The sequence below is a fragment of the Mesorhizobium sp. WSM4313 genome (assembly GCF_002294725.1).
In the GTDB taxonomy this organism is placed as follows: domain Bacteria; phylum Pseudomonadota; class Alphaproteobacteria; order Rhizobiales; family Rhizobiaceae; genus Mesorhizobium.
This window is the reverse complement of the sequence record NZ_NSFT01000005.1, coordinates 280,730-294,744: the sequence shown is the minus strand read 5'-3', so window position 1 is coordinate 294,744 and position 14,015 is coordinate 280,730. Positions and strand designations below refer to the sequence as shown.

The 14,015-nt window shown below is 63.7% G+C and carries 14 protein-coding genes and 1 tRNA gene; 10 read left to right on the top strand and 5 right to left on the bottom strand.

Annotated features, from left to right (window positions below):
- Nucleotides 1–2: 2 nt before the first annotated feature.
- Both CK219_RS14550 and CK219_RS14545 read left to right on the top strand, forming a co-directional pair.
- Nucleotides 3–1,313, top strand: coding sequence for a YeaH/YhbH family protein (locus CK219_RS14550; protein ID WP_095767434.1), 1,311 nt, complete (start codon nucleotides 3–5; stop codon nucleotides 1,311–1,313).
- 28 nt (nucleotides 1,314–1,341) lie between these two features.
- Complete coding sequence (locus CK219_RS14545; protein ID WP_095767433.1) at nucleotides 1,342–2,889, top strand: SpoVR family protein; 1,548 nt, start codon at nucleotides 1,342–1,344, stop codon at nucleotides 2,887–2,889.
- Nucleotides 2,890–2,914: 25 nt separating this feature from the next.
- On the opposite strand, the gene CK219_RS14540 is transcribed toward CK219_RS14545, so the two are convergent.
- From CK219_RS14540 to CK219_RS14530, 3 genes are read right to left on the bottom strand one after another with little or no spacing between them, the layout of a single operon-like run.
- Nucleotides 2,915–3,808, bottom strand: coding sequence for a transporter associated domain-containing protein (locus CK219_RS14540; RefSeq protein WP_095767432.1), 894 nt, complete (start codon nucleotides 3,806–3,808; stop codon nucleotides 2,915–2,917).
- A complete protein-coding gene (gene aroB, locus CK219_RS14535) occupies nucleotides 3,805–4,950 on the bottom strand; it encodes a 3-dehydroquinate synthase (RefSeq protein ID WP_095767431.1) in 1,146 nt (381 codons plus the stop codon). The genes CK219_RS14540 and aroB overlap by 4 nt, the downstream gene beginning before the upstream one ends.
- Entirely contained in the window at nucleotides 4,947–5,576 is a 630-nt protein-coding gene (locus CK219_RS14530; protein ID WP_095767430.1) for a shikimate kinase, read from the bottom strand. Before CK219_RS14530 ends, aroB begins: the two co-directional genes overlap by 4 nt.
- 190 nt (nucleotides 5,577–5,766) lie before the next feature.
- Between CK219_RS14530 and CK219_RS14525 the strand changes: the two genes are divergently transcribed.
- The 5 genes from CK219_RS14525 to CK219_RS14505 all read left to right on the top strand — a co-directional run bounded on the left by CK219_RS14525 (nucleotide 5,767) and on the right by CK219_RS14505 (nucleotide 9,706).
- Entirely contained in the window at nucleotides 5,767–5,919 is a 153-nt protein-coding gene (locus CK219_RS14525) for a hypothetical protein (RefSeq protein ID WP_042643428.1), read from the top strand.
- A gap of 35 nt (nucleotides 5,920–5,954) precedes the next feature.
- On the top strand, nucleotides 5,955–6,869 hold the full coding sequence (locus CK219_RS14520) for a site-specific tyrosine recombinase XerD (RefSeq protein ID WP_095767429.1): 915 nt from the start codon (nucleotides 5,955–5,957) through the stop codon (nucleotides 6,867–6,869).
- Between the two features lie 100 nt (nucleotides 6,870–6,969).
- Entirely contained in the window at nucleotides 6,970–7,920 is a 951-nt protein-coding gene (locus tag CK219_RS14515) for an acetyl-CoA carboxylase carboxyltransferase subunit alpha (RefSeq protein WP_095767428.1), read from the top strand.
- Between the two features lie 220 nt (nucleotides 7,921–8,140).
- Nucleotides 8,141–9,439 carry a murein L,D-transpeptidase family protein gene (locus CK219_RS14510; RefSeq protein WP_095767427.1) on the top strand — a complete coding sequence of 433 codons (1,299 nt, stop codon included), beginning with the start codon at nucleotides 8,141–8,143 and terminating at the stop codon, nucleotides 9,437–9,439.
- 9 nt (nucleotides 9,440–9,448) lie between these two features.
- Nucleotides 9,449–9,706: a sulfurtransferase TusA family protein gene (locus tag CK219_RS14505; RefSeq protein WP_095767426.1), complete on the top strand. Its 258-nt coding sequence runs from the start codon at nucleotides 9,449–9,451 to the stop codon at nucleotides 9,704–9,706.
- Here the strand turns inward: CK219_RS14505 and CK219_RS14500 are convergent.
- On the bottom strand, nucleotides 9,703–10,809 hold the full coding sequence (locus CK219_RS14500; protein ID WP_095767425.1) for a GTP-binding protein: 1,107 nt from the start codon (nucleotides 10,807–10,809) through the stop codon (nucleotides 9,703–9,705). The genes CK219_RS14505 and CK219_RS14500 overlap by 4 nt on opposite strands.
- 8 nt (nucleotides 10,810–10,817) lie before the next feature.
- A complete protein-coding gene (locus tag CK219_RS14495) occupies nucleotides 10,818–11,984 on the bottom strand; it encodes a D-alanyl-D-alanine carboxypeptidase family protein (RefSeq protein WP_095767424.1) in 1,167 nt (388 codons plus the stop codon).
- A 220-nt stretch (nucleotides 11,985–12,204) separates the two neighbouring features.
- Here CK219_RS14495 and CK219_RS14490 point away from each other — a divergent pair, with 220 nt between their 5' ends.
- From CK219_RS14490 to CK219_RS14480, 3 genes are all read left to right on the top strand, one after another.
- A complete protein-coding gene (locus CK219_RS14490) occupies nucleotides 12,205–13,368 on the top strand; it encodes a M20 aminoacylase family protein (RefSeq protein WP_095767423.1) in 1,164 nt (387 codons plus the stop codon).
- Between the two features lie 138 nt (nucleotides 13,369–13,506).
- A tRNA-Arg gene (locus CK219_RS14485) sits at nucleotides 13,507–13,583 on the top strand.
- A gap of 126 nt (nucleotides 13,584–13,709) precedes the next feature.
- Nucleotides 13,710–14,009 carry a hypothetical protein gene (locus CK219_RS14480; RefSeq protein ID WP_095767422.1) on the top strand — a complete coding sequence of 100 codons (300 nt, stop codon included), beginning with the start codon at nucleotides 13,710–13,712 and terminating at the stop codon, nucleotides 14,007–14,009.
- Nucleotides 14,010–14,015: the final 6 nt, after the last annotated feature.

The window sequence follows — 14,015 nt, the reverse complement described above, 5'->3', positions numbered from 1 at the left end:
CCATGCCGATCTTCATCGACCGCCGCCTGAACCCGAAGGACAAGAGCCTGGGCAATCGCCAGCGCTTCCTCCGGCGCGCCCGTGATGAGCTCAAGCGCAGCATCCGCGACCACGTCCGGACAGGTCGTATCGCCGACATTGACCGCGAGCATGCCGTGCCGATGCCTCGCAAGGGCACCAGCGAACCGACCTTCGGCGACGACAAGGAAAGCGGCAGGCGCCAGCACATCCTGCCCGGCAACAGGACATTCAGCCCTGGCGATCTTATCTCCAAACCGGGCGGCGGCGGAGGCTACGGATCGGCTCCAGGGACCACGGAATCCGAAGACGATTTCCGCTTTGTGCTGTCACGCGAGGAAGTGCTCGACCTTTTCTTCGAGGACCTCGAACTGCCGGATCTGGTCAAGCTCAATCTCAAGCAGATACTGAGCTTCAAGCCGAGACGGGCAGGCTTCACGGCAAGCGGAGCGCCGACCAACATCAATGTCGGGCGCACGATGCGCAACAGCCATGGGCGCCGCATCGCGCTCAGACGCCCCAAGCAGGCGGAGTTGGACGCAATCGCCCTGCAGATTGCCGAGCTTGAAGCGAAGCCGGCAAGCACGGCCATGAGCGAACGCATCGCTGCCCTGCGCGAGGAGTTCGACCGGATCGAGCGCAGGCGCAGGCGAATTGCCTATGTCGATCCGGTCGATATCCGGTTCAATCGCTTCGATCCCCAGCCGGTGCCGAACGCCAGCGCGGTGATGTTCTGTTTGATGGACGTCTCCGGCTCGATGGGAGAGCGCGAGAAGGATCTGGCCAAACGCTTCTTCGTGCTGCTGCATCTGTTTCTGACACGGCGCTACGAACGCACCGAGGTCGTCTTCATCCGCCACACCCACGAAGCCAAGGAGGTGGACGAGCATACATTCTTCTACCACACCGAAAGCGGCGGCACTGTCGTCTCCACCGCGCTCGAGGAAATGCACCGCATCATCGAGGAACGCTACCCGGTCGCCGAATGGAACATCTACGCCGCACAGGCCTCCGACGGCGACAATTTCGCCACCGATTCCGAGCGCTGCATAGAACTGCTCGACCGCAAGCTGATGCGGCTTTGCCAGTATTTCGCCTATGTGGAGATCATCGACGAGCGGGAAAGCCACATTTTCGGCTCGACCGAGAACGGCACATCGCTCTGGCGCGCCTACAACGCCGTCGACGGAAAATGGCCGAATTTCCAGATGAGGCGCATCGCCGCGCCGGCCGACATATACCCGGTCTTCCGCGAGCTCTTCGCCAGGCAACCTGATCTGCGCAAGAGCGCTTGAGGACTGAGGCTCGAAGGGACATAGGCCGATGGTCAGCCAAGCGCGCAAATCCGAATTGCTGTTTTCCGGGTCGGACTGGGATTTCAACAAGCTGTCCCGGGTCTATGACGAGATCGAAGCGATCGGCCTCGAAGAGCTTCGCCTCGACATCTACCCTGTGCAGATGGAGATCATCTCTTCCGAGCAGATGCTCGACGCCTATTCGTCGGTGGGCATGCCGCTGATGTACCGGCATTGGTCGTTCGGCAAGCACTTCCTCTACAACGAACTGCTCTACCGTAAGGGCGCACGCGGTCTGGCCTATGAACTGGTCATCAACTCCAATCCCTGCATCGTCTACCTCATGGAAGAAAACACCATGGCCCTGCAGGCTTTGGTGACGGCGCATGCCGCGCTGGGACACAACCATTTCTTCAAGAACAATCACCTTTTCCGCCAATGGACGGACGCCGGCGGCATCCTGAGCTATCTGGATTTTGCCAAGAGCTACATAGCCCGATGCGAGGAGCGGCATGGCATGGCGGCCGTGGAGGCGATCCTGGATTCGGCCCACGCGCTGATGGAGCAGGGGGTGTTTCGCTATCATCGGCCGCCGAGACTGTCGTCCGAGCAGCAGCGCGAAGGGCTGCGCGAGCGCCTGGAATACGAGGAGCGTTCGTTCAACGATCTCTGGCGGACACTGCCGCCTTCGCAAGAGAGTGGCGATACCAAAACAGCCGGTGACGACGACGCGGCCGAGCGGAAGAAATCGCTCAATCTACCGGAAGAGAACCTGCTCTATTTCCTCGAGAAGAACAGTCTCGTCCTCGAGCCTTGGCAGCGCGAGATCGTCAGGATCGTGCGCGTCATCGCGCAATATTTTTATCCGCAGCGGCAGACCCAGGTGATGAACGAAGGTTGCGCGACCTTCGTGCATTACACGCTCATGAACATGCTGTTCGACCGTGGCCGCATCAGCGAAGGCGCCATGCTCGAAATCCTGCGCAACCACTCGAACGTGGTCTTCCAGCCGGCCTATGACGACCCCCGCTTTTCCGGCATCAATCCTTATGCGCTGGGTCTCGACATGATGCAGGACATCCAGCGCATCTCGACCGCGCCGACCGCCGAGGACCGCGACTGGTTTCCCGACATCGCCGGCCGCGGCGACTGGCGCGACACCTTGCTCGACGCCTGGGCCAACCATCGCGACGAATCCTTCATCCGGCAGTATCTGAGCCCAAGGCTCATCCGCAAATGGCGGCTCTTCGTGCTGGCCGACGGTGCCGACGAGCCGCACTATGAGGTAGCCTCGATTCACAATGAGCGCGGCTATGGCAAGATAAGGTCGGCGTTGGCGCAAAGCTACGATATCGGCGCCAACCGTCCCGACATCCAGGTGGTTGACGTCGACCTGCTCGGCGACCGGCATCTGCGGCTCCAGCACACGGTCAAGGACGGCGTCATGCTCGAGGGCCAGAGCCGCGACGCGACGCTGCGCCATATCCGCAACCTCTGGGGCTATGATGTCAGCCTGGCGGCAATCGATGCCGGTACCGGCGCGATACTCAGCGAGCGTTGGACCAAGGAACTTTGAGGGCATCGCCGGACATCGGCACGCCTTAGCCCTCGCTGGCGGGACGTATCCTCAATCTGGCGATGCGGTTCTTCTCGCGCTTCATCACCACGAAACGCTTGCCGTGGAAGGTGAAGGCCTGCTTTTCCTCCGGGATCGACTGCGTCTCATGAATGACGAGGCCGGCGATCGTCGTGGCCTCCTCGTCGGGCAGGTCCCAGTCGAGCGCGCGGTTCAAATCGCGGATCGGCACCGTGCCGTCGACGACGACCGAGCCGTCGGCCTCTTTCTTGACACCCTGCATGTCGATGTCGTGCTCGTCGGCGATCTCGCCGACGATCTCCTCCATGATGTCTTCCAGCGTCACCAGCCCTTCGACCTCGCCATACTCGTCGACGACGATGGCGAAATGCGCCTTGCGCCGCAGGAAGGCGTTGAGCTGCTCCTGCAAGGTGGTGGTGTCCGGCACGAACCACGGCTTGGCCGCGATCTTCATGACGTCGATCCGCGAAAAATCGTTGCCGACCTCGTTGAGGGCCCTCAGCAGATCCTTCGCATGCAACACGCCGACGATGTTGTCGAGCGAGCCCTTCCACAGCGGCATGCGGGTGTGCGGGCTCTGCAGGATCTCGCGCACCACCGCTTCCGGCGCATTGTCGGCATTGACCGAGCGCATATTGGTGCGGTGGACCATGACATCCGACACTTCGAGCTCGTCGAGATCGAACAGGCCCTCAAGCCGATTGCGCTCCTCGGCAGCCGTGTCATCGCGCCGGGGTTCGCCGCCGTGTTCATCCTTGCCATTGCGCTCGGACCGCTGCGGCGGCTCGATCGGCCGCAGCGCATAGCCGCAAGCGGCAAGCAATCGGGCGCGGAAGAAAAGCGCCAAAAGCACGATGGCGGCAAGGACGGCGGCGACGATCCAGCCGGCGCCGTTCATCTGGGATGGCTCATCTCGAGCCATCCGGGATGGCTCGAGATGAGGAAGGAGAGCACTTCCGACGACGGCACGTCCTTGGCGATGAAAGCCTGGCCGATGCCGCGCGTCAGGATGAAGGTCAGCGCGCCGCGCGAGACCTTCTTGTCCTGGGTGATGAAGCCGAGCAACGCCTCGGCGTCCGGCAGCTCGCCTGGAATGTCGGCCATCCGCCAGGGCAGGCCGACGGCGCGCAGATGCGCTTCGACGCGCTCCGCGTCGTCCGGGCTCGCCAGGTTGAGACGCGCCGAGAAGCGGTGCGCCAGCGCCATGCCGATGGCGACGCCTTCGCCATGGACCAGCCGGCTCCCGTCATACTGCGTGGCGGCTTCGAGCGCATGACCGAAAGTGTGGCCGAGATTGAGCAAGGCGCGGTCGCCGGTCTCGAACTCGTCGCGGGCAACGACGTCGGCCTTGGCGCGGCAGGCCTCGGCGATCGCCTCGACCCGCGCCGGACCGCCGGCAAAGACTTGCCCCCAGTTCTGTTCAAGCCAGGCGAAGAAGGCCGGGCGGTCGATCAGCCCGTATTTGGCAAGCTCGGCATAGCCGGCGCGGAACTCGCGGATCGGCAGCGTGTCGAGCACCTGGGTGTCGGCAAGCACCAGCCTGGGCTGGTGGAAGACGCCGACGAGGTTCTTGCCGCGCGCGCTGTTGATGCCGGTCTTGCCGCCGACGGAAGAATCGACCTGCGCCAGCAGCGAGGTCGGTATCTGCACGAAATTCATGCCGCGGCGCACAATGCCGGAAGCAAAGCCGGCGAGGTCGCCGATGACGCCGCCGCCGAGCGCGATCACCACGTCGCGGCGTTCGAGCCTTGCCGCGAGCACGCCGTCGACCACTTCCTCCAGATGGACGAAACTCTTGGTCTTCTCGCCCGCAGGCAGCTTGATGACGGCGGACTGGATGCCGCCTTTGTCCAACCCAGCCTTCAGCGTATCGAGATGTGCGGCGGCGACATTCTCGTCGGTGACGATGGCCGCGCGGGTACCAGGAAGCCGGCGCGCGATCTCCTCGCCGGAACGCGCCAGCAATCCTGAGCCGATCAATATATCATAGGCGCGGTCGCCGAGCCCGACCTCGACCTTCACCGGTTCGGCATCGCTCACGATTGAATCTCGCCAGTTGTGGCGCTCGTAGCGCCCGTTGCGATCGCGTCGATGCCGAGATGGGCGCAAAGCGCCGCGACGACTTCGCTGGCGATGATCTCCTTGCGGTCGTCGCGCGTCGGCACAGTCAGGTCGGCGATGGCATAGACCGGATAGCGCTCGCCCATCAGCCGCTCCAGCACACCCCGCGGATCGGGATTCTTGAGCAGCGGCCGGTTCTGCTTCTTGGAGACGCGTTCCATCAACAGGTCCAGATCGGCCTTCAGCCAGACCGATATGCCATGCGCGGAAATCGCCTCGCGCGTCTGCGCGTTCATGAAGGCGCCGCCGCCGGTCGACAGCACTTGCGGGCCGTTCTCCAGCAGGCGCAGGATCACGCGCTGCTCCAGCGCCCGGAATTCCGGCTCGCCATAGCGCTCGAACAACTCCGGCACCGTCATGCGCGAGACGCTTTCGATCTCCTGGTCGCTGTCCATGAAGGGCAACGACAGCATCGCCGCCACCTTGCGGCCGATCGCGGTCTTGCCGGCGCCCATCAGTCCGACGAAGACGATCGACCGGCTTCCGAGCCGTTCGATCAGCGCGGCGCGGCCTTCGTCCGTCGGATTTGGTGGCAGAGCGTTCATCGGGGCCTCTTTGCGCCGTATCGACATCAAAAGCCTGTTTGCGTCAAGCACGGCCGGACAAACGGCCGCGAAGCTTCCCCGGCAAAACCTCCTGTTCACCAGAATCCTTCCTGCTTGAATTGGCCGGATCGGCGTCCCATAAGGGCACAGGGCTTTGGAAAAGCAGAACAACAAGACGGGCGAAAATTGAATGCCGACTTTGTTTCGCTTCGTCGTGACGCTGGCGGTTCTTGCTGGCATTGCCTATGGCGCGATGTTCGCGCTGGCGATGTTCGTGGAGCCGAAAAAGGCCGAAATGAGCATCCGCATTCCGGCTGAAAAGCTCAACCCGAAGAAAAACTGACCCACGAACACCGACAAAGAGCTGATCCCGGCCGAATGAACAGCGCCGCCCGCATCGAAGCCTTCCTCGAGATGATGAGCGCCGAGCGAGGCGCGGCCGAGAACACGCTTTCGTCCTATCGCCGCGACCTGGAGGACGCTTCCGAGGCGATCAAGGGCGGACTGGCGGGCGCGGGATCGGCCGACATCCGCGCCTATCTCGACGACATCGCCGCGCGCGGCTTCGCGCCGACCTCGCAGGCGCGCAAATTGTCGGCGATCCGCCAGTTCTTCAAATTCCTCTACGCCGAAGGGCTGCGCGGCGACGACCCGACCGGCACGCTGGACAGCCCGCGCAAGGGCCGGCCGCTGCCGAAGACGATGAGCGAAGCCGAGACCGGGCGCCTGCTCGACCGGGCAGCGCAGGAAGCCGGAGAATCCGGGCCGGACGGCGACAGGCTGGCCGCATTGCGCCTGCACGCGCTGGTCGAAGTGCTCTACGCAACGGGCTTGCGCGTGTCGGAACTGGTCGGCCTGCCGGTCACGGTGGCGCTGCGCGACGATCGCTTCTTCATGGTGCGCGGCAAGGGCGACAAGGAACGCATGGTGCCGCTCTCGACCAAGGCGCGCGCCGCCATGCGCGCCTGGCTCGCCGCAAGGGCCGAGCGGCCGGCCTTTGCCGAGAGCCCGTTCCTGTTTCCGGCCTCTTCCGACAGCGGCCATCTCTCCCGGCAAGTCTTCGCCCGGGATCTCAAGGGCTTGGCCGCGCGGTCCGGCATAGCGTCGGCGAAGATCTCGCCGCATGTGCTTCGCCATGCTTTTGCCAGCCATCTCCTGCAGAACGGCGCCGATCTCAGAGCCGTTCAGCAACTTCTTGGCCATGCCGACATCTCGACCACGCAGATCTACACCCATGTGCTGGAGGAGCGGCTGATGCGGCTGGTCAACGATCATCACCCGCTTGCCGACTAGGCCTCATATCGCTATGTGAGGGCGACGTTCCACCGCCCGGAGCCGGCATTTCAGCGGTTCCGCCAGCCATTTGCCTTCCGACGGATCGGTCCGCTCAAGCATGTACAACTACCTCGACTTTGAAAAGCCGGTGCAGGATCTGGAGCTCAAGATCCTTGAGCTGAAGAAGCTTGCCGAGAACGGCGAGGCGGTCGATGTCGGCGAAGAGATCAGCAGGCTGGAAAAGCGCTCGCGCGACGCTTTGCGCGACCTCTACAAGGCGCTCACGCCCTGGCAGAAGGTGCAGGTCGCGCGCCATCCCGACCGCCCGCATTGTGTCGACTACATCAAAGGGCTGTTCACCGATTTCACGCCTTTGGCCGGCGACCGCAATTTCGGTGACGACCAGGCGATTGTCGGCGGCTTCGCGCGTTTTCGCGGCGAGCCGGTGGCGATCATCGGCCAGGAAAAGGGCTCGGACACCGCAAGCCGCATCAAGCACAATTTCGGCTCGGTGCGGCCGGAGGGCTACCGCAAGGCGGTGCGCCTGATGGAATTGGCCGACCGCTTCCAGATCCCGCTCCTGACGCTGGTCGACACGGCCGGCGCCTATCCCGGCGTCGGCGCCGAGGAGCGCGGCCAGGCCGAAGCGATTGCGCGCTCAACCTCGGCCTGCCTGGCGCTGAAAGTGCCGTCGATCTCGGTGGTCATCGGCGAAGGCGGTTCCGGCGGCGCCATCGCGATCGCCACCGCCAATCGCGTCTATATGCTGGAGCATGCCATCTATTCGGTGATCTCGCCCGAAGGCGCCGCCTCGATCCTGTGGCGCGACACCACGCGCTCGAGGGACGCGGCGACCAACATGAAGATCACCGCGCAGGATCTTCTCGAGATGAAGATCATCGACGCCATCATTCCCGAGCCGATGGGCGGCGCCCAGCGCGCGCCGGAAACGGTGATTGCCTCGACCGGCGACCTCATCGCCAGGACGATGAAGGATTTCGCCGGCGCCAACACCGATTTTCGCGAGCAGCGCCGCGAGAAATACCTGGCTATGGGCCGCAGCCTTTGACCTCTTAAGTCCGGCAAGACGTTCAACTGTGGCCGGAATAAGCAATTCCGCCACAAAAATGCCGCCGGATTCGGCTCAATGGAAATCGCCGTGAGGGGTTTGCCAAGGCTTGCGGTAAGGAATTTTCAAGGTTAACGGGCTTACGGTCCACTGGTGTTCAGCCTATGGGCCTGGCCATGCCGACAGCCGTTGGCCCGAGAGAAGAGACGTAGCCGTATCGATGTTTGCCAAGCTTGCCCGCACCGGAATCCTGATCGCCGCCATCGGCGTCGCCGGCTGCAACGATTCGTCGATGAAGGACTTCGCGCCGGAGGCCAACAAGCCGTTGCCCGACAAGATCCTTGCCGACATGAAGGCCAAGGGCATGGTGCGCACCTCTTCGGTGATGGCGCGCATCTTCAAGGAAGAAGGCAAGCTTGAGATCTGGAAGGCCAAGACCAATGGCCGCTACGATCTCGTCGCCACCTACGACATCTGCAAATGGTCGGGAAAGCTCGGCCCCAAATACACCGAGGGCGACCGCCAGGCGCCGGAAGGCTTCTATACGGTGCGTCCGTCGCAGATGAATCCGCGCTCGAATTACCATCTGTCTTTCAACATCGGCTTCCCCAACGCCTATGACCGCGCCAATGGCCGCACCGGTCAGAACCTGATGGTTCATGGCGCTTGTTCGTCGTCCGGCTGCTATTCGATGACCGATGCCCAGATCGAGCAGATCTATGCCTTCGGCCGCGACGCCTTCCAAGGCGGCCAGACCGAGTTCCAAATCCAGGCCTTTCCGTTCCGCATGACCGCCGCCAACATGGCGCGCTACCGCAACGACCCGAACTACGAGTTCTGGAAGATGCTGAAGGTCGGCTACGACAATTTCGAGATCACCAAGGTGCCGCCGAAGGTCGACGTCTGCGAGAAGCGCTACGTCTTCAACCAGGTGGCGCCGGAAGGCACGACCTTCGACCCGACCGGCCCCTGCCCCGCGACCATGCAGCCTGACTCGTTGAAAACGGCCTACGCCGACTACGAGAAGCGTTATGACGCGGCCTTCAAAGCAGCCGTCAATTCCAGCACGCCGCCGCCGAAGCCGACGATTGCCGGCATTAAGGAAGCGAGCATCGTTTCCGACTGGTCGAAGCGCCGCGCCCGCGGCGAGCGCGTGCCGATCGAGCCGCCGTCGCTGAATGCCGACGGCTCGGTGACGGAAACGACCCGCATGGGCCGCATCGATTCCCCGCTCGGCCGCAAGATGGCAGCAGCCGACGCGCAGAAGGAAGCCAAGCGCAAGGCCGAAGAGCAGCGCCTGGCCGCGATCGAGGCGGCCAAGGCCGCCAAGGAAGCGGCCAAGCAGCAGGCGCTGGCCGAGAAGGAAGCCGCCAAGCAGGCGGCGCAGCAGCCGGTCGTCACCGCTGGCGTCGAGGCTGCGCCCGCCCAGCCGGCGCAGGAAACGCAGGCCGCCGCCGACGCCGACCAGGGCACCGTGTCGAAGCTGAAGAAGAAGCTTCTCGGCATGTTCGGCGGCTGAGACTTCCGCTTGGCAAAGCCGCCCGCCATCTACGATCTCAAGGGACTGAACTGTCCGTTGCCGGTGCTGAAGGCCCGCAAGCGGCTGGCTGCGATGCGACCCGGCGCTCGGCTGTGGCTCGAAACCACCGATCCGCTGGCGGTGATCGACATCCCGGCCTTCTGCGCCGATGCCGGCCACCAGCTGCTCGAGACGGCGGCCGTCACTGGCGGCCACCGCTTCCTGGTGGAGCGCGGCAACGCGGCTGACCTGCTTGCTTCAGCTTAAAGCCCGGCAATCGCCAACGGATTGGCTTCCAACGCCGCGCGGTCCGGCGTGTCGATCGACGGCTTGTTGGTGAAGGCGGCGAACAGCCGCTGGATATAGTCATCCGGCATGTCGAGCGTGATCAGCACCAGCCTGGTGCCGCGCTGGCCGTCGGGCCAGGCCGGCAGTCTCGCCGGCGGATGCAGGATCTTCTGCACGCCATGGATGACCAGCGGCCGCAAGGGATCCTCCGCGAGTTCGATGACACCCTTCATGCGCAGGAGTTTCTCGCCATGCGTCGAGCGCAGCAGGTCGAGGAACATCTCGATCGCCGAGAACGGCACCGGGCCGTCATGGACAAGCGAGTGCGAGCGCACGCGCGTGTCGTGGCGATGCTCATGATGGTGGTGGCGATCATGGTCGCCGTCATGGTGGTGATGGTCGTGATCATGGTCGTGCGCCGCCTCCTCGCCAAGCCAGCGCCGCACGTCGGCGGACTTGGTTTCAGGATCATAGAGCCCGCAATTGAACAGCGCCGCGGCGCCGGCTTCCTCGACATCGAGCACGACGGCGCCCGGATTGATCTGCTTGAGCCTTGCCCGCAACGCCTCGACTGCGGCCGCGTCCGCAAGATCGGTCTTGGTCAGCACGACGCGGTCGGCCACCGCGGCCTGTTTCACCGCCTCGACATGGGCCTCCAGCGTCGCCTCGCCGTTGACGGCGTCGACCAGCGTGATGACGCCGTCGAGCCGGAACGCCTGCACCAGCGCCGGATGCGCCATGATCGACTGCAGCACCGGTGCCGGATCGGCCAGGCCCGTCGTCTCGACGACGACACGGGCCAATTTCGCGATACGGCCGGTCTGCAGCCGGTCGACCAGATCGGCGAGCGTATCGACCAGGTCGCCGCGCACCGTGCAGCAGAGGCAGCCGTCGGAAAGCTGGATGATGCCGTCCGAAGCCTGCTCCACCAGCAGATGGTCGATCGCCACCTCGCCGAACTCGTTGATGATCACCGCCGTATCGGCAAGCGCCGGATCCTTGAGCAGCCGATTGAGCAGCGTCGTCTTGCCGGCGCCGAGAAAGCCGGTGAGCACCGAAACGGGAATGGGAAAGCTGCTCATTGGTTTGCCTAGTTGGCGGCTTTGACGGGCTGGTCGCCCTGCGCTCCGGCAGCGGCGGTCGCCAGCGGCTCGGCGCCGGGCGGCGCCGGCCTGTCCGGTCGCCAGATCGGCAGCGGCACGTCGGCATAGTTCTGGTCAGTCTGGTCGACGAACGCCTTGGGCGCGGGTCCCGTGGCGCCGCCGAGGCCGACTGCGATGAGCGTGGGATGGGCGAGCTTCACCTGATAGGGCGATTTCGGTTTATTCTTGGCGGCAACCTCGGGCGCCGCCTCCGATTGCTCCGCCTTCGACTTTTTCGCGCAGATCTCGTCATGCATGTCGTTGGGTGACAGCGTGTCGCCATATGGCTTGAGAGCGGCGAGCGTGGTCGAACCGACCGCCGGCATCTCAAAACCCTGGTCGAGCAGCTTTGCCGCCGCTTCGGCGCGGCTGACCGCCGATTTTTCGCCAAGCACCACGGCGACGAGCGTGCGCCCGTTGCGCGTCGCCGAGCCGATCATGTTGAAGCCGGACGGGCAGACGAAGCCGGTCTTCATGCCGTCGGCGCCCGGATAGCGGCCGATCAGGAGATTGTAGTTCGGGAGCGCCTTCTTGCCGACGGCAAGGCCTTCGATCGAGAACCACGGGGCATATTGCGGAAAATCATTGCGCAACGCCGTCACCAGCACGGCAAGGTCGCGCGCGGTCGTATACTGGTCCGGCGAATAGAGCCCGTTCGGATTGACGAAATGCGTGCCCACCATGCCGAGCCGGGCCGCCTCGGCGTTCATGCGCTCGGCGAACGCGGCCTGCGACCCGCCGATATTCTCGCCGACCGCCATGGCTATGTCGTTGGCCGACTTGACCAGCATCATCTTCAGCGCATTGTCGAGCCGCATCACCGAACCCGGCTTGAAGCCCATCTTGCTCGGCGGCTCGCCGGCCGAATGCTTCGTCACCTTGATCGGCGAATCGAGCGCCACCTCGCCGGCCTGGATCGCGCGGAAGGCGACATAGGCGGTCATCAGCTTGCTGAGCGAGGCCGGATACCAACGCTTGAACGCGTCCTGGTGCTCCAGCACAGTGCCGCTCTTGAGGTCGAAAAGCACGACCGGATTGGCGCGCGCCGTGCCGGCAAGCACCGGAAGCGCCAGCGCGCCTGCCAGCAACAGGTTGAGGAAATGCCTTTGCCGCATGATTAAATCCGAAATCGCCTCTTGCCGTGATCGCCGCTGGCTCCGTAAGATTTCGTTACCCATCGCCAGCATAATGCGACCCGACCCTCGACCCCGGGCCGCATTGTTGCGGTGCTATTTACCCTATGTGACGCCAAAATGGCAAAGTGCCATATATTCACAATTGCTGAGCAGTGGCCCTGAACCGACTGCCGCCAGTCAACCAAGAGATGGACCGACCATGCCGATTCTGAACCGCGCCGCGCAAATGCAGGAAGAAGTTGCCGGCTGGCGACGACATCTGCACCAGACACCGGAGCTGAATTTCGACGTCTTCCAGACCGCCGGTTTCGTCACCGAGAAGCTGACGGCCTTCGGCTGCGACGAGGTGGTGACGGGACTGGGCAAGACCGGCGTCGTCGGCATCATCCGCGGCCGCAAGGGCGATGGCCCGACCATCGGGCTGCGCGCCGACATGGACGCGCTGCCGATCGACGAGATCACCGGCAAGCCGTGGGCCTCGACCGTGCCCGGCAAGATGCATGCCTGCGGCCATGACGGCCACACCGCCATGCTCTTGGGCGCCGCCAAATATCTGGCCGAGACGCGCAATTTCGCCGGCACCGTGGCGGTGATCTTCCAGCCGGCCGAGGAAGGCGGCGGCGGCGGCAACGAAATGGTCAAGGACGGCATGATGGAGCGCTTCGCCATCGAAAAGGTGTTCGGCATGCACAACATGCCGGGCCTGCCGGTCGGCCAGTTCGCCATCAAGCCCGGCCCGATCATGGCCGCGACCGCCGAATTCACCATCACCGTCAAGGGCCGCGGCGGCCATGCCGCGATGCCGCACGGCACGATCGACCCGATCGTCATCGCCAGCCAGTTGGTCGGCGCGCTGCAAACCATTGCCTCGCGCAGCACCGATCCGGTCGAGTCGGTGGTGGTGTCGGTGACGAAGTTCCACGCCGGCGACGCCTATAACGTCATCCCCGAAAGCGCCGAGATCGCCGGCACCGTGCGCACGCTGAAGAAAGAAGTGGCCAAGAAATCGGAAGAGCGCATTCGCGCACTCTGCGCCGGCCTCGCCTCCGCCTTCGGCGCTACCATCGAGGTCGATTACGACGCCAATTACCCTGTCACCTTCAACCATGCCGAGGAAACCGTGTTTGCGGGCGACATCGCCGCCGACATCGCCGGCGACAGCCACGTTCACCGCGCCATCCAGCCGGTGATGGGCGGCGAGGATTTTTCCTATATGCTGGAAGCGCGCCCCGGCGCCTTCATCTTCATCGGCAACGGCGACTCCGCCGGCCTGCATCACCCGGCCTACGACTTCAACGACGAGGTCATCCCGCACGGCATGAGCTATTGGGTGAAGCTGGCCGAGACCGCGCTCGCCACCTGAGCGCACGCAGGCGAAGGCGGCGAGCGTCCTGCCAAAACGGCTTGGCCCGCCCGGCCCGCCGAGATGAGTTACAGCCCAAGGGGAGGACAGCATGCCTCTTGGCGAACCGGCCCGAAGCGTTTATGTGTCGGGCCGCGTGGTCCCGTAGCTCAGTAGGATAGAGCGGCAGATTCCTAATCTGTAGGTCACAGGTTCGATTCCTGTCGGGATCACCAAGTTTTTCAAAGGCTTGGGTGAGGGAATGCACTTCCGGATGCTGCATCCTCTTGCAATCTAATCCGTTGATTTCCAAGTATTCCCTGCGACTATCGGCAGGTCTATGCGACATAAGGGTAAATCAAATGACCGAGCGCGCCAGGCACGTTTTCACTGTGAAGGAATATGTCACGGAGGACGGCGAATCCTCGCCATGGGTAATGTTGAGCCTCTATGAGTCGCCCGATCTCTCGATACTGGCCGACGGCTTTTTGGGTTTCGACCTGAAGGCAGGCACAACCTACGAAGAGGCCAAGGCGCTCACAGAAACGCTGAACTCGATCGTAACAGCGACGACTTATACCAACCCAAACGCTGAGGCCGAACGAATTGAGCGTGAGGCCAATGACCGAGACAAAAGGAAACGGGAAGGCCGTCTGAATTGATTATAT